Raw genomic sequence first — 15,846 nt, 5'->3', positions numbered from 1 at the left:
TAGCCACGAAGGGCAAGACCCCACCGCCGGCTACCCGGGCAAAAGCGTACCTTTGCGTTTTCCCAATCTCCCGCTCATGTACCTCAATAATATCGTTGAAGCCATCGGCAACACGCCGCTGGTTAAGCTGAACAGCGTCGCCAAAGGCATTCCCGGCACCATCCTGGCCAAGGTGGAGTATTTCAACCCCGGCAACTCGGTGAAGGACCGCATGGCCCTGCGCATGATCGAAGACGCCGAGAAGGCCGGCCTGCTCCAGCCGGGCGGCACCATCATCGAGGGCACCTCCGGCAACACCGGCATGGGCCTCGCGCTGGCGGCCATTGCCAAGGGCTACAAGTGCATCTTCACAATGTCGGACAAGCAGAGCAAGGAAAAGCAGGACATCCTGCGGGCCGTGGGCGCCGAGGTTATCGTGTGCCCGACGAACGTGACGCCCGATGACCCCCGCTCGTACTACTCGGTGGCGCGCAAGCTGAACGCGGAAATTCCGAACTCGTTCTACCCGAACCAGTACGACAACCTCTCCAACAGCATCTCGCACTACGAAACGACCGGCCCCGAGCTGTGGCAGCAGACCGAAGGCCGCATCACGCATTTCGCGTCGGGAGTGGGCACGGGCGGCACCATTTGCGGCACCAGCAAGTACCTGAAGGAGCAGCAGCCCGGCCTGTTTACTCTGGGCCTGGACACCTACGGCTCCGTGTTCAAGAAATACAAGGAGACGGGCATCTTCGACGAAAACGAAATCTACGCCTACAAGACGGAGGGCATCGGCGAGGACATCCTGCCGAAGAACGTGGACTTCGACCTCATCGACCTGTTCCTGAAAGTAACCGACAAGGACGCCGCCCTGATGACGCGCCGCCTGGCCAAGGAAGAAGGCCTGTTCGTGGGCTGGTCGTGCGGCTCGGCCGTGCACGGCGCCCTCGAATACGCCAAGGAACACCTGAAGGAAGACGACACCATGGTCATCCTGCTACCCGACCACGGCACGCGCTATCTGGGCAAGATCTACAACGACGAGTGGATGCGCGAACAGGGCTGGCTGGATTAAATTGCCTATCTTAGTAGTCCCGACTGCAACGCGTGGCCGGTTGTATCGTCAACTTAACAAGGTCCACGATATGTCTCGCAAGCTGAATCAGGTCGTCCTCATCGACGACAACGAAACCACGAGCTTTCTGAATAACCGGTTGCTGCAGCGGCTGGACCTGGCGGATAACATCCTCACGTTCACCAATGCCGAGCAGGCCTTTCACCAACTCTGGGGGCCTGCGGCCAAAAGCACGGACCAGGCGCCCGAGCTGGTATTTGTGGATTTGAAGATGCCCGGCATGGATGGCTTCGAATTCCTGAACCAGTACAGCCGCCTGTCGCCGGAAGTGCGCGAAAAAACGGTCATGGCCGTGCTCACCACTTCCATGCACTCCGCCGATACCTCGCGGGTGGCGCAGTACGAAGGCGTGGAATACCTCACCAAGCCGCTGACCGAAGAGAAAATGCAGAAGCTGCTGGGTAAGCGCTTCACGCTGGTCAACTAAACCTGACTACTGAGTAATAAGAAAGGGCCGCCCGGTATGCCGGGCGGCCCTTTTTGCTGGGTGTCCGTAGCGCTACGCCAGCACCGAGACAAACTCAAACTTCTCCCCGTCGAACAAGCCCTTGTCGCTGAGCTTGAGGCTGGGAATGACCAGCAGGGCCATAAACGACAGCGTCATGAACGGGGCGCCGAGCGGGCTGCCTAGCTGCTTGGCCAGCCGGTCCACGGCCGTGTAGGCCTCGGCTACGGCGTAGCCTTCCCCGTCCGACATCAGCCCGGCCACCGGCAGCGGTAGCAGCAGCTCCTCACCGTTGTCGCCCACAGCGGCCAGTCCGCCTTTGGCCTCGATAACCAGGTTCACGGCGCGGGCAATGGCCTCGTCGGAACAGCCCACGGCGGTGATGTTGTGCGAGTCGTGGCCTACGCTGCTGGCCAGGGCGCCGCGCTTCAGGCCGAAGCCGCGGATAAAGCCCACGGCCGGAGTGGCGCCGGCTTCGTAGCGGTTCACCACGGTCAGCTTCAGCACGTCGTGGGCTACGTCGGCGGCCAGCCAGCCCTGGTGGGCGGGCACCACGGCCGGGTCGGCGGCGGTGATGAGCTGGCCGTCGTAGCAGCGGATGGCGCGCACCTGCGCGGCGGTGGCGGTAGCGTCGGGGGCAGCCACGGCAAAATCGGCCGGCTGCACGGGTTGGGCCTGGAAGTTATTCGGGGCCTGGTGGGCGGCGGTGGGCAGCAGCGTCTGGCCGTTTTCGGCTACCAGCTGCCCGCGCAGGTAGGTTTGCTGCACCCGGAATTCGCGCAGATCGGTTACCACAATGAAATCGGCCGCGTCGCCCTCGCGCAACTGACCCACATTGAGGCGGTAGTGCTGCACGGGGTTGAGGCAGGCGGCGCGCAGCACCTTCCATACGTCGATGCCGCGGGCCACGGCGCGGCGTACCAGCGCGTCGATGTGGCCCAGCAGCAGGGAGTCGGGGTGCTTGTCGTCAGAGCAGAACATGATGCGGGCCGCGTGCTCGTGCAGCAAATCCACCAGGGCCTCGAAGTTGCGGGCCGCGGAACCCTCGCGAATGAGGATGTGCATGCCCGCTTCGAGCTTGTCCAGGGCCTCGTCGGCGGTGAAGCACTCGTGGTCGGTGCTCATGCCCGCGGCGGCGTAGCGGCGGGCATCTTCGCCGCGCAGACCCGGCGCGTGGCCGTCCACGGGGCGGTTGTACTGCCGGGCCAGTCCGATTTTGCGCAGCACGTCCGCGTCGCCGTGGAGCACGCCGGGCCAGTTCATCATTTCGGCCAGGTAGCCGATTTCGGGCCGCTGAAACAGCTGCTCGATGTCGTCGGCAGTGATGGTGGCCCCGGCCGTTTCGAAAATGGTGGCCGGCACGCAGGAGGGTGCCCCGAAGCAGAAGTGAAACGGCGACTGGCGGGCGTTGTCGAGCATGAACTCCACGCCGGCCACGCCCAGCACGTTGCCGATTTCGTGCGGATCGGACACGGTGGCTACGGTGCCGTGCACCACGGCCAAGCGGGCAAATTCGGCCGGCACCAGCAGCGAGCTTTCCACGTGCACGTGCGCGTCCACGAAGCCGGGCAGGGCATAGGGCAGGGCCTCATCGGCCTCAGCGGCCCCGGTGTATTCCAGGCGACTGATGCGGCCGTCGGCTACGTGAATGGTGGCCGGGCGGGCCGTTTGGGCGGTGATATCGACGACGTTGGCGCGGAGGCTGAACTCGGCGGGCATAGGCAGCGGGCGGAAAAAGTGGAGCGGGAGAACGGTAGCCGGGGCACTAACCGGGCGGCAAAGAAGGTTATCTTTGTTCAAAATGCTATTTCCGGTGCGAAAGACCCTGACCATGCTGCTCGCCGCCCTCACCTTGGCGGCTACGCTCCCCGTCACCACCAGCTGCGCCCGCCGCACGGCCCAGCAGAAGAAGACGGCCTCCTACAAGCGCAAAGCCCGCGGCGGCCACACGCCTTGCCCCTGCGACAGCCACTAGCTAGCTTAGTGGCCGCGTTTGGGCAAAGGGCGCGTCGAGGATGACGCAGACTCTTTGTCGGCGCTGCTTTTACAGTGGCTATACCTTGTTGGATGCCCGCAGGAAACCCGGCGGGCTTATTATTGGCCGTGGGATTGTCGCTGGTGACCCTGGCGGCCACCGGCCAGAGCTATTCGGTGCCCAACATGCCCGCAGAACGACCTGACTTTCCGCGGGTCAGCAACTACGGGTCTTCCGGAGCCAGCTGGCTTAAAGTCGGCGAGGGCAGCTACGTGCTGGCCGGCGGACAAGTAGGCAAAGGCATGTTGCGGGTAGCAACAGGGCAGGTCGTAGTCGAGCCCGAAGACGGGAGCAAGGAACTGCGCCTCGCGGCGCGCGAGGTCCGCCGCGTCGTTATTGCCCAGGATACATTCGATGTACTGGGCGGGGTGCCCGATCTGCACAGCCAGCAGCCCATAGAGCGGCAGGTGGGGCGTCGCCTGCACAGCCGCAGCGGCTACGTGGTGTACCGCACCCGGTCCATCGGGCCTTTGCTGGGGCCCCAGCTCAGCGGCTATCTGCTGTGTCTGCCCGACGGCCGCCAGGGATACGTGCCGGCCCGGCCGGCGGCCTTGCGCAACTTTTTGCAGCCCTTGTTTGGACAGTGCCCTTCGGTACAGACCCGCATGGCCGCCCAAGGCTTCGGGCCGCATGAGCTTACGAACGTGATGAACGACTACCTGGCGTGGCAAGCGGCTGGTAGCAAGTAGATATAGTATAAAGCAATGAAAAGCATACGTAGCGCAATTCGGCATCGGGTAAAGACCCGGTTTCTGATTTTAATTGGCGTAATGGCTGGCCTGGCTGTAGGCAGTGTGCAGGCCCAGTCCATCCCCACCTACCGGCCCCCGGTGATGCCGCCGCCCATGCCCGGGCAGCCCGGTGGCCCGCCGATGCACTTCAACTACAACCAGGCGCCCGACGCCCGCCGCGCCGACGGCAAGTACCAGCTGGCCAACGGTACCTGGGAGGAAGGCCGCCTGATATTCGATGGTAAAAAGCTGACGGTGAAAAAGCCCACCGGCGAAAAGAACCTGACCTTGCAGGCCGAGCAGCTGCTACAGGTGGCCTTTCCGCAGGATACCTTCGCCGTGGTCGACGGTTTCATCAATCCCTATATCGATGAGCGGATAGCGGCTGATTTTGCCCACCGCGAATTCCGCGGTGGCGGTTTTGAGCTGTTCAACTACTACCACGCCGCTGCCAAGCCGGTACTCCTGCTGCGCCACGACGGCGAAACGGCCTTGGTGCCCCGCAAGAAAAAAGAGCTGCAGCCCTTTCTTGCCCAGCTTGTGGCCGACAACGCCGAGCTAGTGAAGCAGGTCAATGCTGGTGCCTTCGGCTACGACCGGGTGGCCGACCTGCTGAAGCAGTACGCAGCTCAAAAGACCGGGCGCGCGGCCAAGACTCAGTAAGTCAGTTCTATACCCTCCTGATGATGAAAGCATACGGCTTGCTGGCAGCGGTGCTACTGGGTAGCTCGGTGGGAGCCGTGGCCCAGGTGCTGACGTTGCCTCAGGTGCCGACGACGGCTCCGGTGTTTAGGACCATCGTGCCGGCCGGCGCGGTAAACATGGGCGTGTCCGCGTTCAACGCCTTCACCAACTCCGGCCCGCCGGTGTACCGGCCCGGCGCGTTTCAGGAAGCCGATGGCGTGTGGCAGACCAACAACATATGCCTGCGCAGCGGCGACTTGCTGTTGCTGCAAGGGCCCGCGGCTTCGGGCAAGCAGCTGCTCAACGCTCAGCAGGTGCAGCGCGTGGTGGTGCGGCGAGACACGTTTGAGGTTCTGCGCGATTTTGCGTACTACGTCAAGCAGAAGTCCGTGCGCTGCGCCGCCGGCTTTGTGCAGCGCGTTGTGCACCAAGACGGCTACACCATGTATTGCCGTTGGCACTTTGATCGGCCCGGGCAGGCCGAGCCCACGCCCATCTACCTGCTGCAACGCACCGAAAACGCACCACTGGAAACCGTACCGCAGCAGCAGCGGGCATTTCAGGAGTTTATGCTGCCCCTGCTGGCCGACAACGCGGATATGGCCGAGCGCATGAAGCACGGGCAGTACTTCTATTCCCAGACGCCATACGTTCTTTGGCAGTACCTGCAGGCCCGGCACTTGGCTAAATAACCTCGCCTACTTTGATGATTTGACGCATAATCGCTGCCGCTGCGCTGCTGCTCGGCACGGTGGAGGCCCGGGCCCAGGGCATGACCACCATCGTCTACCCCAGGTTCAGAACCTACAAGCCCGGCAGCTACGAGCTAGCCGACGGCAGTTGGCGCATCGGTAAGCTGTAGTTAGAAGACGGCGGGGGAATCCTTAGCGTGCGGGGAAGCTGACGGCAAGGACAAAGTAGGTTACGTAGCCGGCGACGTTGCGCGCTTCGGCATCGATGCCGATACCTTCGGCCTGGCCCGCGACTATGACCTAGGTCGCCGATGGCACGTCGCGCTGGCCTTCGGCAAGCAGCGCTACCGCACGCTGTATCACACGCTTTACCTTTACCAAGGCCCGCCGTCGGGCGACGTGGCCGGTGCCTACATGCTGGTGCTGCAGCCCGCCGCAGGGCCGGCCGTGCTCGTGCCGCAGGGCCGTGCTAACTTCACCGCGACCATGCTGCCACAGTTCGGCCGCTGCCCCGAAGCGGCCAAGGGCATCGAGGGCGGCAAACTCGGTCCCCAGCACATGAAGCGTATCGTGAGCATGTACGCGCAGTGGGCCCGCGGTACCGCCGCGGCCCCATCTAAACCCTAAGCCCCCCTTTCCGCCATGACCGACGAAAACCCCTTAGCCCAACTCCAGGAAGCCGCCGAATCGGTGCGCCGGCAACTACAGGTTCCTGCCTTTGATGAAGCTGCCGTGCAGCGGCTCGCAGCCTTTATCGAGGAGCAGCGCCCCTTGCTCAAGCGCGAGAACATTCAGGGCGTGGTAGTAGCCCTCGGCTCGTTTTTCGGCCAGTGCCTCGTCGATGGCTACCAGGGCGAGTGGGGCAGTGGGCCCGACGGCACCACCGGCGTCGGCTTTCAGGGCACGCGCTTCTACAACCCGTTTTACCGCGTCATGCTCCAGTTCGACAACGGCCTTAAGGAATCCGTGGCCGATTTCTACGCCTCCATTCCGCAGCGACTGGCCGAACCCCTGCCCAAGCGCAACTGGATCTAAAGAAACGGCGCAAGTAAGAAATTGGATTATCGTTGAATAATCTTATTTGTTTCTCATAAAAAGCTCCGCTTGGGGCTTTTTTATTGTTTGATTTGGCGGTTCCTGGCAGAAATTTTGTAACTACGTAGTCTACCCCTCCCGGGTTGGTCTTTCTTTCGTTCCTTCAATTTCTCTACTACCCACTGCCATGGAAGAGCTGCGAGCCGCTGCCGAAGCCGTGCGGCAACAACTCCGAGTACCTGCCTTCGACGAAGCCGCCGTGCGGGTATTAACCGATTTTATTGAACAGCAGCGCGAAGCCCTTGGCGCGGCCGACAGAGACAACGTAATCAATGCGTTAGGTTGCTTCCTGGGCGAGTGCATCATTCAGTCGTTCGGCGGCTCCTGGCAACACAATACGGCCGGGTTGATGGGTATCCAGCTCGGGACCCATACCTTTGTGCGGCCGTCCGAGCATGTGGACCGCCAATTGACGCACGGACTCACCGAATCGGTGGTCGGGTTTTACCAATCGGTACCCGAGCGCCTGTCTTCGGCTCAGCCCGCGCGTCGGTTGACGTGGATTCCGCTGCCGCTCCCCGCGACGACGGCCCGCCGACCGCTCACTAGATGAAAAATATCGTCATAGCCATTGACGGCTACTCTTCCTGCGGCAAAAGCACCACGGCGAAGGCCGTTGCCGCCGAACTTGGCTATGCTTACATCGACACCGGGGCCATGTACCGCGGTGTGACGCTTTACCTCCTCGAGCACGGCATCCCGTTCGAGGACTTGCCGCGGGTGGAGGAAGCCCTCCACCAAATGCAGATTACCTTCAAGCGCAACCGCCGCACGGGACGCAACGAGCTGTGCCTCGACGGCGTCATCCGCGAAGACGAAATTCGCCAGATGCGGATTTCCAACGCCGTGAGTGAGGTGTCCGTCATTGCCGCCGTGCGCCACGCCATGGTGCGCCAGCAGCAGCGCATGGCCCGCAAGCGCGGCGTGGTGATGGACGGCCGCGACATCGGCACCACCGTCTTCCCCGACGCGGAAGTGAAAATCTTCATGACCGCCGACGTGTATACCCGCGCCATGCGCCGGCAGGTAGAACTGGCCGACAAGGGCGAAGAAGTATCCCTGGACGACATCGTGCAGAACCTGCAGAAGCGCGACTACCTCGACTCGACCCGCACGGAAAGCCCGCTGCGCCGCGCTTCCGATGCGGTGCTGCTCGATACCTCGCACATTACCATCGATGAGCAGGTAGATTTCGTATTGGAGCGGGTATCTTCGGTATTGGTCGATGGGCTGCGCGCGGCCGAAAACAACTAAACCGATGAGGCTGTGGGCTTGGCTGATGCCCTGGCTTCGGCCTGTGGCCCCGGTGCGGCCGGCAGTTCACCCGACGACTTTTGTAGATTCCGCAGTCTACGAAAAATGGCGCAACGCCAATCGGCGGCCGCTTTGGTTGCCTCAGACTCAGGAAGGGCAGGTTCCCAACCAGCTCAACCGCTTCGGCGGTGCCCCTGACCTAGCCCCGGACGAAGCCTGGCCCCGTTGCCGGTACTGCGGGGCGATGATGCCGCTGTTTCTGCAGCTTGACGTTGCCAGCCTGCCAGTCGAAGCACCTATGCGGGGGGAAGTAGGGCAGGGGCTTGTCCAGCTGTTCGGCTGCACCGACTGCGGGGCCCCGCTGTCCGAGGACGGCTCAGCCGTGGCGCGCCTGCTGCCGTCGGCGGTACGGCAAACCGCCTTGCTAAGTCATGATACCAAAGTGCTACCGCCGCGCAGCATTATGCGCTGGCGGCGCTACGAGCAACTGCCTCCCGCGGACGAATGGGAAGGCGACGAGCTGCCTGATGAGGAAGAAGAGCCGCAGATGCCTTGGGAAGACTCCCACGGTTTCGGACGCGACAAGCTCGGCGGCTGGCCCGCCTGGGTGCAGTACGCTGAGTATCCGCTTTGCCCGCGCTGCCAGCAACCGCAGCGCTTGCTATTTCAAATTGCCTCGCAAGAAGGGCTAGATTTTATGTTCTGCGATGTGGGAACTGCGTATTTGCTGTATTGTTCTCAACATCCTGACCAGCTAAGTTTTTCCTGGCAATCCACCTGAGTTGGCGCGGTGGTTGCCAACGGTCTTTTACCGAACTTTGCAGCACATGAACGTCACCATCGATAAGAATTCCGGGTACTGTTTCGGCGTGGAGTACGCCATTCAGATGGCGGAGGACGAGTTGCAGGATTCCCGGGAGCTGTATTGCCTTGGCGACATCGTGCACAACCGCATGGAAGTGGAGCGCCTGCATCAGCAGGGCCTGCGCATCATCGACCGCGACCAGTTGCGCGAGCTGCACGACTGCAAGGTGCTCATCCGGGCGCACGGCGAGCCGCCGGAAACCTACCAGCTGGCCCTGCAAAACAACATCGAGCTGATCGATGCCTCGTGCCCGGTGGTGCTCAAGCTGCAAAACCGCGTGAAGCACGCTTTCGACGCGACCAGCCGGCAAAACGGCCAAATCGTCATCTATGGGCAGCCGGGCCACGCCGAGGTGGCGGGCCTGACGGGCCAGACCGGCAACCGCGCCATCATCGTGATGACGGAGCAGGACCTGGACCAGATCGACTTCACCCGCCCGGTGACCTTGTTCAGCCAGACCACCAAGAGCACCGCAGGCTTCTACCGCATGAAGCAGCTCATCGAGGAGCGCATCGCGGCGGCCGGCGGCGCTCTGGAATCCTTCGACGCCAATGACTCGATCTGCCGGCAGGTATCGAACCGCGAGCCGCAGCTGCGCAGGTTCGCCGCCGAGCACGACGTGATTGTGTTCGTGAGCGGGCGCAAAAGCTCCAACGGCAAGGCCCTGTTTCAGGTCGTCAACCAAACCAACCCGCGCAGCTACTTCGTGGAAAACGAGCAGGAGCTGCAGGACGAGTGGTTCGACGGGGCCGCGTCGGTGGGCATCTGCGGGGCTACCAGCACGCCGATGTGGCTGATGCAGCGCGTATCGGACCGCATCAGCGAAATCGGGGCGGCGGTAGCCTTGTAAAGTCGCTTTCTGATTCCGACTACCTTGCGCCTGGCTTCGGCCGGGCGTTTTTGCTTGCTGCTTATGATCAAAAAAGTACTCGGCTACTTCCTGCGTGGGCTGCTGATTCTGGCCCCCGTATCCCTGACGGTGTACATCCTGTACTCCTTTTTCCACTGGCTCGACACCATCTTCGATATCAACGGCGTGCCGGGCCTGGGCCTGGGGCTGATGGTGGTGATGCTCACGCTGGTGGGCTTTATCGGCTCGCAGGTGCGCCCTTTTATCGTGCTCGGGGAGCGAATCCTGAACCGCCTGCCGGTGGTCAACATTCTCTATTCCAGCATCAAGGACATCTTCGACGCACTGCTGGGCGAGGAGCAGAAATTCAACTGCCCGGTGCTGGTGAAGGTATTTGCCGGCACCGAGTGCTACAAGCTCGGCTTCGTAACGCAGGACTCCATGGACGCCGTGCACCGCCCCGACCTGACCGCGGTGTACTTCCCCGACTCCTACAACTTCTCGGGCGAACTGCTGCTGGTGCCCCGCGAAAACGTGACGTTTATCGACCTGCCCAGCGCGCAGGTGATGAAGTTCGTGGTGTCGGGCGGCGTGGCCAAGCTGTGAGGTGTTTGTAGCCAAGTGTGGCGGCCAACCCAGAACGTCATTCCTCGACTGCGCTCGGAATGACGTTCTGATTTATGCAACTGCCGTACTCCCTAGTTCCTTAACCAGCCAAAAACATGTTCGTCGAATCGGGCCGCACCAAGCTGCATTACCAGGTTTATGGCCGCGGGCCGCTGCCGGTGCTGGCCTTTCACGGCTACGGGCAGAACGAAAGCCACTGGCGCAACGTGGCCGCGCTGCTCGGCGAGCGGGTGACGGTGTACGCCTTCGACCTGTTTTACCACGGGCGCAGCCGCCTGGCCAAGGCCGACGCGCCCATCAGCAAAAAGCGGCTGGCGGAGCTGCTGACGCAGTTTCTGGCCGAGCAAGGCATCGACACCTTCGGGCTGCTGGCCTTCAGCATGGGCGCCAAGTTTGCCCTCACGCTGGTGGAAGCCCTGCCCGAGCGCGTGGCGCACCTGTGGCTGATTGCCCCGGACGGCATCCGCACGCAGTTCTGGTATTCGCTGGCTACTTACCCGCCGTGGATGCGCGGCGTGCTGGGCCGGGCCGTGCTGCGTCCGCAGCATCTGCTCAACCTCATCGAGGCCCTGGGGCAGCGCCGCATCGTCGACAACGGGCTGGTGCGTTTTGCGCAGTGGCAGCTCGACAGCCGCGAAAAGCGCCTACGCGTGTACCGCAGCTGGACGGGCTTCCGCCACCTCGTGTTCGATACCAAGCGCCTGACCCAGCTGCTGAACCGGCGCCCAACGCCCGTTACCTTCTTCTTAGGTAAGTACGACCGGGTGATTCCGCACGCGGGGTTGCGCGAGTTCATTGCCTCCCTGCGCAACGCTCACACCGTGCTGCTCGAAGCCGGGCACGCTGGGCTGATTTACGACGTGGCCGGCTACCTGCGCCGCCACCCGCAGGAGCTGCGCTGGAACTAACGGACCTCGCCGGATGCGGCCTCCAGCTCCTGCTCGTAGAGGCGGTACGTTTCTTCATCGAAGGCCACCAGCACCACCGTTTCGGGTAACGCATGTACGGCTAGAAACGCCTGCACCACCTGCACGGCGATGCGTGCGGCGGCAGGCTTGGGGTAGCTGTAGATGCCGGTGCTGATGCCCGGAAAAGCTACACTGCGCAGCTCCTTATCGGCTGCCAGCTGCAGGGAGTTGCGGTAGCAACCTGCCAGCAGCTCCGGCTCGTGCTTGTGGCCGCCGTTCCACACCGGCCCGACGGTATGGATGACGTAGCGCGCGGGCAGGCGGCCGCCCGTGGTGATAACGGCCTCGCCGGTGGGCAGGCCCTTGCCGTAATGGCCGGCGCGCAGTCGGCGACATTCTTCCAGGATGGCCGGGCCGCCGGCGCGGTGAATAGCACCGTCGACGCCCCCGCCGCCGAGCAGGGAGGAATTGGCGGCGTTGACGATGGCATCGGTGTCGAGCTTGGTAATATCAGCCTGGGCGAGGAGGATGCGGCCGAAGGCGCGGCGGGCGGAGTAGGGGAGAGGCACGGGAAAAGCAGTCAAAAGCCGTCAGGAGTAGCCAGCAGGGGCTATACGAAGCCGGCGCGTTTTGGCGTGAAGTACTGATATTAACTCAAGTAGCGGGGCTAGAGCTTAGAGCTAAAGCTAGCTCCCCTCCTCAGCTGAGGAGGGGTTGGGGGTGGTTGATAAGCTAGAGCTAAGCTGACTATGCCGCATCAGCACGCGAAATGTCGCGGCTGCGCTCGACATGACGGTCTTGTTGGCTGTTCACGCGAAGCGGAGCGCTGCTTAGTTACGCCGACCTTCGGTTCGACAAGCGGAGGTCAAGTTCAGCCGGACCTTCCGAAATATTCAGACACGGCCAGGAGCGCCCTGCGGGGCCGCAGCAGCGGGCCGCCGTTGCAGCTCGTCGGCCTTTTTTGACGGTTCGGCACCGCCGCTTACCGTTCGGGAGAGTTTTAGTAGCCCCCGGGCCCGGCTGCGAGTAGGTTTGAGCCATCAATCAACGCCAAACCGACCCCGCCATGAACACCACCGACCGTGACCCCCAACTCTGGAGCCAAGCCCAAGCCCGCGGCAAGTTCAAGTCGCAACTGCTGACCTTCGTGCTCGTTAGCGCCCTGCTCTGGACCATCTGGTTTCTGACGCAGCGGCCGGGCCACCACGACGGCTTCCCCTGGCCCATCTGGGCTACGGTGTTCTGGGGCATCCACCTGGCCACGCGGGGCTTCAACTGCTACGGCCTCGGCGACGGACAATCCTGGACGGAACGCGAGTACCAGCACCTGCTGCGCCAGCGCCAGGCCGGCCGCCGCTAACGAGTATCCAAAGGCCCTTTACCCTTTTACCGCCATGCAACCGCAAGAACGTGACCCGCAGCTGTGGCGCATTGCCCGCGCCCGCGCCAAATTCAAGTCCCACCTGCTGACGTACCTGTTCGTCAACCTGCTGCTCTGGGCCATTTGGTACTTCAGCGGCGCCGAAACCGATGGCCTGGGCCTGCCCTGGCCGGTGTGGCCTACGCTGTTCTGGGGCCTGGGCGTATGCATTCAGGGGCTGGCTACCTACGGTTTCAATAGCGCGCAGAGCTGGTCGGAGCGCGAGTACGAGCGGCTGCTGCGCCAGCGCGACGCCGAACGCCGGTAGCCCCTGCCCAACGGGGTCGGACCCCGCCGCGCGGTAACTTTTGCCGCGGCTCCGCAGTTGGTAAGCCATGATACGCCGACTGCTTCCGTTGCTGCTATTGCTCCCCCTGGCCGGTTCACGCCCGGCGCCGGCCCCCGATAACCTCGCCAAAATCAAGCTGCCGGCGGGCTTCCGCATCAGCTACTTTGCCCAGAACGTGGGCGGCGCCCGCTCCCTGGCCCTCGGCCCCGACGGCACCGTGTACGTGGGCACCCGCGGCGACAAGGTGTACGCCCTGCCCGACCGCAACAAGGACGGCCGCGCCGACGAGTTGGTGACCGTGGCCGCCGGCCTGAACGAACCCAACGGCGTGGCCGTGCGCAACGGCGCCCTGTACGTGGGCGAAATCAGCCGCATCCTGCGCTACGACAACATTGCCGCCCGGCTGAAGCAGAAGCCCAAGCCCGTGGTGGTGTACGACCAGCTGCCCGACAAGGAGCACCACGGCTGGAAATACATCAGCTTCGGGCCCGACGGCAAGCTGTACGTGCCCGTGGGCGCGCCCTGCAACGTGTGCCTGCCCGAAGAGCCCATCTTCGCCACCATCAACCGCATGAACCCCGACGGCACCGGCCTCGAAACCGTGGCCTACGGCGTGCGCAACTCCGTGGGTTTCGACTGGAGCCCGGTGGACAAGGCTCTGTGGTTTACCGACAATGGCCGCGACATGCTCGGCGACGACCGCCCCGCCGACGAGCTGAACCGCGCCCCTACGCCCGGCCTGCACTTCGGCTTCCCCTACGTGTTTCAGGGCGACATCCTTGACCCGCAGTTTGGCCGCGGCAAAGCGGTGACGACCTACACGCCGCCGGCCCGCAAGCTCGGGCCGCACGTGGCTGCGCTGGGGATGAAGTTCTACACCGGCAAGATGTTCCCGGCCGCGTACCGCAACCAGATATTCATCCCCGAGCACGGCTCCTGGAACCGCTCCAGCAAGCTCGGCTACCGCATCACGCTGGTGCGGCTCGATGCCACCGGCAAAAAGGCCACCTCCTACGAAACCTTCGCCTCCGGCTGGTTGCAGGGCCAATCGTCCTGGGGCCGGCCCGTGGCCCTGTTGGTCTTGCCCGACGGCTCCCTGCTCGTTTCCGACGACCAGAACGACTGCGTCTACCGCATCAGCTACGCCGGGTAGCAAAGCACCGGTTCACTTCGCAATGACAACGGGGTGAACCGGTGCCACCGCTTCTGACCTGCAAAGCCCAACCCACCGAAAAAAAACCGGCCCCACCTGCCGACCCTCTGGCGGCCGTACCCGTATTTTGCCTTCGTGAAGAAAGCTCGCCCACGTCGACCCCCGAAACGCATCGTCGGCCGCCGCGAGCTGGTCGACTTCCCGCAGTTTGGGCTGAGCGGGGTCGAGGCGAAGGTTGATACGGGCGCATTCACCGGCGCCATCCACTGCTCCGATATTCACATCGATACGCTGCCGGACGGGCGGCCGCTGCTGCGCGTGCTCCTGCTCGACGCCGACCACCCCGCGTTTCACGGGCAGCCATTGCAATTCTCGGAGTTTTCGCTGCGCGACATCCGCTCCTCCAACGGCGACGTGCAGGAGCGCTACGTCATCCGGGCGGTCATCCGGCTGTTCGGCGAAGACTTCGAAACCGAATTTTCCCTTTCCGACCGCTCCGACATGAAATACCCCGTGCTCATCGGCCGTTCGCTGCTGCGGCGCGCCCGGCTCGTGGTCGACGTGGCGCGGCGCAACGTATCCTACAAAAGCCAGCATAGGCCTGTTTCCGACTGACCGCCCAACTTCCCGCAGTCGGACCTGTTTCTCTCCTCCCGTTACTTCTCTTCGCTCCTATGAATCTGGCGATTCTCTCCCGCGAGCCTAAACTATATTCAACCCAACGCCTGGTGGAAGCTGCCCAACAGCGCGGCCACCACGTGGAGGTAATCGACCACCTGCAGTGCAACTTGGTGCTGGAGCAGGGCACGCCCGGCATCATCTACGAGGGCCGCAAGCTGGAAGGCTTCGACGCCATCATCCCGCGCATCGGGGCCTCGGTGACGTTTTACGGCACGGCCGTGGTGCGGCAGTTCGAGATGATGAAGGTGCGCACGGCCGTGGAAAGCCAGGCCATTGTACGCTCCCGGGACAAGCTGCGCAGCATGCAGATTCTCTCGCGCGCCGGCGTGGGCATGCCCAAAACGGCCTTCACCAACTACTCCGACGAGGTGCTGGAAATGATTCAGCAGGTGGGCGGCGCGCCGGTTATCATCAAGCTGCTGGAAGGTACTCAGGGCCTGGGCGTGGTGCTGGCCGAGACGGAAAAAGCCGCCCAGTCGGTGATTGAAGCCTTCCACAACCTCAAGGCCCGCATCATCGTGCAGGAGTTCATTGCCGAGAGCAAGGGGGCTGATTTGCGTGCTTTCGTGGTCAACGGGGAAGTGGTGGGCGCTATGAAGCGGCAGGGCAAGGAAGGCGAATTCCGCTCCAACCTGCACCGCGGCGGCACGGGCAAACTGGTGAAGCTCACGCGCGCCGAAAAAGCTGCTGCCCTGCTGGCTACCAAGGCCCTGGGCCTTGGCATTGCCGGCGTGGATATGCTGCAGAGCAAGCGCGGCCCGCTGGTGCTGGAGGTGAATTCGTCGCCGGGCCTGGAGGGCATCGAGAAGGCCACGGGGCTGGACATTGCCGGCAAAATCATCGAATACACCGCCGAGCTGACCACCAGGAAGAAGGCCAAGAAGAAGCCCAGCACCAAGGCCGCCGCCAAGCTGCTGCCCGATACGCAGTCGGACGAGCAGCACCTGTAAGGCTGGCTGAACGGTCCTGCTGAGTGCAGTCGACGCAGGGCGTACGAGCG

General features: G+C 63.2%; 20 protein-coding genes and 1 pseudogene. 19 read left to right on the top strand and 2 right to left on the bottom strand.

Going from position 1 to position 15,846, the window contains the following annotated elements; translation table 11 throughout:
- Positions 1-76 precede the first annotated feature (76 nt).
- Positions 77-1,054, top strand: a pseudogene (locus B0919_RS18545) (PLP-dependent cysteine synthase family protein); the annotation flags it as partial.
- 73 nt (positions 1,055-1,127) lie between these two features.
- Positions 1,128-1,544: a response regulator gene (locus B0919_RS24865; RefSeq protein ID WP_139362239.1), complete on the top strand. Its 417-nt coding sequence runs from the start codon at positions 1,128-1,130 to the stop codon at positions 1,542-1,544.
- Positions 1,545-1,616: 72 nt separating this feature from the next.
- On the opposite strand, the gene ade is transcribed toward B0919_RS24865, so the two are convergent.
- On the bottom strand, positions 1,617-3,281 hold the full coding sequence (gene ade / locus B0919_RS18540; RefSeq protein WP_078013775.1) for an adenine deaminase: 1,665 nt from the start codon (positions 3,279-3,281) through the stop codon (positions 1,617-1,619).
- Between the two features lie 94 nt (positions 3,282-3,375).
- On the opposite strand from ade, the gene B0919_RS25385 reads away from it, so the two are divergent.
- The 12 genes from B0919_RS25385 (at position 3,376) to B0919_RS18480 (ending at position 11,303) form a co-directional block, all read left to right on the top strand.
- Positions 3,376-3,537 carry a hypothetical protein gene (locus B0919_RS25385; protein WP_176133120.1) on the top strand — a complete coding sequence of 54 codons (162 nt, stop codon included), beginning with the start codon at positions 3,376-3,378 and terminating at the stop codon, positions 3,535-3,537.
- A 92-nt stretch (positions 3,538-3,629) separates the two neighbouring features.
- Positions 3,630-4,286, top strand: coding sequence for a hypothetical protein (locus B0919_RS18530; RefSeq protein WP_139362238.1), 657 nt, complete (start codon positions 3,630-3,632; stop codon positions 4,284-4,286).
- Positions 4,287-4,367: 81 nt separating this feature from the next.
- On the top strand, positions 4,368-4,991 hold the full coding sequence (locus B0919_RS18525) for a hypothetical protein (protein WP_078013772.1): 624 nt from the start codon (positions 4,368-4,370) through the stop codon (positions 4,989-4,991).
- 20 nt (positions 4,992-5,011) lie between these two features.
- On the top strand, positions 5,012-5,704 hold the full coding sequence (locus B0919_RS18520; protein ID WP_078013771.1) for a hypothetical protein: 693 nt from the start codon (positions 5,012-5,014) through the stop codon (positions 5,702-5,704).
- 399 nt (positions 5,705-6,103) lie between these two features.
- Entirely contained in the window at positions 6,104-6,331 is a 228-nt protein-coding gene (locus B0919_RS18515) for a hypothetical protein (protein WP_078013770.1), read from the top strand.
- Between the two features lie 15 nt (positions 6,332-6,346).
- Positions 6,347-6,739: a hypothetical protein gene (locus B0919_RS18510; RefSeq protein WP_078013769.1), complete on the top strand. Its 393-nt coding sequence runs from the start codon at positions 6,347-6,349 to the stop codon at positions 6,737-6,739.
- Positions 6,740-6,926: 187 nt separating this feature from the next.
- Positions 6,927-7,352, top strand: coding sequence for a hypothetical protein (locus B0919_RS18505; RefSeq protein WP_078013768.1), 426 nt, complete (start codon positions 6,927-6,929; stop codon positions 7,350-7,352).
- Positions 7,349-8,053, top strand: a complete 705-nt coding sequence (gene cmk, locus B0919_RS18500) for a (d)CMP kinase (RefSeq protein WP_078013767.1) — start codon at positions 7,349-7,351, stop codon at positions 8,051-8,053. Before B0919_RS18505 ends, cmk begins: the two co-directional genes overlap by 4 nt.
- Entirely contained in the window at positions 8,025-8,834 is an 810-nt protein-coding gene (locus B0919_RS18495) for a DUF1963 domain-containing protein (RefSeq protein ID WP_078013766.1), read from the top strand. Before cmk ends, B0919_RS18495 begins: the two co-directional genes overlap by 29 nt.
- A gap of 46 nt (positions 8,835-8,880) precedes the next feature.
- Entirely contained in the window at positions 8,881-9,768 is an 888-nt protein-coding gene (locus B0919_RS18490; RefSeq protein ID WP_078013765.1) for a 4-hydroxy-3-methylbut-2-enyl diphosphate reductase, read from the top strand.
- A 63-nt stretch (positions 9,769-9,831) separates the two neighbouring features.
- Positions 9,832-10,374, top strand: coding sequence for a DUF502 domain-containing protein (locus B0919_RS18485; RefSeq protein WP_254846614.1), 543 nt, complete (start codon positions 9,832-9,834; stop codon positions 10,372-10,374).
- 116 nt (positions 10,375-10,490) lie between these two features.
- Positions 10,491-11,303: an alpha/beta fold hydrolase gene (locus tag B0919_RS18480; RefSeq protein WP_078013764.1), complete on the top strand. Its 813-nt coding sequence runs from the start codon at positions 10,491-10,493 to the stop codon at positions 11,301-11,303.
- On the opposite strand, the gene B0919_RS18475 is transcribed toward B0919_RS18480, so the two are convergent.
- Entirely contained in the window at positions 11,300-11,872 is a 573-nt protein-coding gene (locus tag B0919_RS18475; RefSeq protein ID WP_254846613.1) for an O-acetyl-ADP-ribose deacetylase, read from the bottom strand. The genes B0919_RS18480 and B0919_RS18475 overlap by 4 nt on opposite strands.
- A 497-nt stretch (positions 11,873-12,369) precedes the next feature.
- On the opposite strand from B0919_RS18475, the gene B0919_RS18470 reads away from it, so the two are divergent.
- From B0919_RS18470 to rimK, 5 genes are all read left to right on the top strand, one after another.
- Positions 12,370-12,663 (top strand): 2TM domain-containing protein, encoded by a 294-nt coding sequence (locus B0919_RS18470; RefSeq protein WP_078013763.1) that lies wholly within the window; start codon positions 12,370-12,372, stop codon positions 12,661-12,663.
- 34 nt (positions 12,664-12,697) lie between these two features.
- Positions 12,698-12,991: a 2TM domain-containing protein gene (locus B0919_RS18465; protein ID WP_078013762.1), complete on the top strand. Its 294-nt coding sequence runs from the start codon at positions 12,698-12,700 to the stop codon at positions 12,989-12,991.
- 88 nt (positions 12,992-13,079) lie between these two features.
- Entirely contained in the window at positions 13,080-14,165 is a 1,086-nt protein-coding gene (locus B0919_RS18460; protein WP_254846612.1) for a PQQ-dependent sugar dehydrogenase, read from the top strand.
- Between the two features lie 135 nt (positions 14,166-14,300).
- Positions 14,301-14,780, top strand: coding sequence for an ATP-dependent zinc protease (locus B0919_RS18455; RefSeq protein ID WP_078013760.1), 480 nt, complete (start codon positions 14,301-14,303; stop codon positions 14,778-14,780).
- A 59-nt stretch (positions 14,781-14,839) separates the two neighbouring features.
- On the top strand, positions 14,840-15,796 hold the full coding sequence (rimK, locus tag B0919_RS18450) for a 30S ribosomal protein S6--L-glutamate ligase (RefSeq protein ID WP_078013759.1): 957 nt from the start codon (positions 14,840-14,842) through the stop codon (positions 15,794-15,796).
- Positions 15,797-15,846: the final 50 nt, after the last annotated feature.

This window comes from Hymenobacter sp. CRA2, assembly GCF_002007105.1.
GTDB lineage: Bacteria > Bacteroidota > Bacteroidia > Cytophagales > Hymenobacteraceae > Solirubrum.
The sequence above is the reverse complement of the archived record's forward strand: the minus strand, read 5'-3'. Positions and strand labels throughout refer to the sequence as shown.

Bases quoted from the DNA above. Each gene is read 5' to 3' on its own strand.
- B0919_RS18495 (WP_078013766.1), top strand. From the start codon at position 8,025: ATGGGCTGCGCGCGGCCGAAAACAACTAAACCGATGAGGCTGTGGGCT.
- B0919_RS18505 (WP_078013768.1), top strand. From the start codon at position 6,927: ATGGAAGAGCTGCGAGCCGCTGCCGAAGCCGTGCGGCAACAACTCCGA.
- B0919_RS18470 (WP_078013763.1), top strand. From the start codon at position 12,370: ATGAACACCACCGACCGTGACCCCCAACTCTGGAGCCAAGCCCAAGCC.
- B0919_RS18480 (WP_078013764.1), top strand. From the start codon at position 10,491: ATGTTCGTCGAATCGGGCCGCACCAAGCTGCATTACCAGGTTTATGGC.
- B0919_RS18510 (WP_078013769.1), top strand. From the start codon at position 6,347: ATGACCGACGAAAACCCCTTAGCCCAACTCCAGGAAGCCGCCGAATCG.
- ade (WP_078013775.1), bottom strand. From the start codon at position 3,281: ATGCCCGCCGAGTTCAGCCTCCGCGCCAACGTCGTCGATATCACCGCC.
- cmk (WP_078013767.1), top strand. From the start codon at position 7,349: ATGAAAAATATCGTCATAGCCATTGACGGCTACTCTTCCTGCGGCAAA.
- B0919_RS18520 (WP_078013771.1), top strand. From the start codon at position 5,012: ATGATGAAAGCATACGGCTTGCTGGCAGCGGTGCTACTGGGTAGCTCG.
- B0919_RS18465 (WP_078013762.1), top strand. From the start codon at position 12,698: ATGCAACCGCAAGAACGTGACCCGCAGCTGTGGCGCATTGCCCGCGCC.
- B0919_RS18485 (WP_254846614.1), top strand. From the start codon at position 9,832: ATGATCAAAAAAGTACTCGGCTACTTCCTGCGTGGGCTGCTGATTCTG.
- B0919_RS24865 (WP_139362239.1), top strand. From the start codon at position 1,128: ATGTCTCGCAAGCTGAATCAGGTCGTCCTCATCGACGACAACGAAACC.
- B0919_RS18525 (WP_078013772.1), top strand. From the start codon at position 4,368: ATGGCTGGCCTGGCTGTAGGCAGTGTGCAGGCCCAGTCCATCCCCACC.
- rimK (WP_078013759.1), top strand. From the start codon at position 14,840: ATGAATCTGGCGATTCTCTCCCGCGAGCCTAAACTATATTCAACCCAA.
- B0919_RS18530 (WP_139362238.1), top strand. From the start codon at position 3,630: ATGCCCGCAGGAAACCCGGCGGGCTTATTATTGGCCGTGGGATTGTCG.
- B0919_RS18490 (WP_078013765.1), top strand. From the start codon at position 8,881: ATGAACGTCACCATCGATAAGAATTCCGGGTACTGTTTCGGCGTGGAG.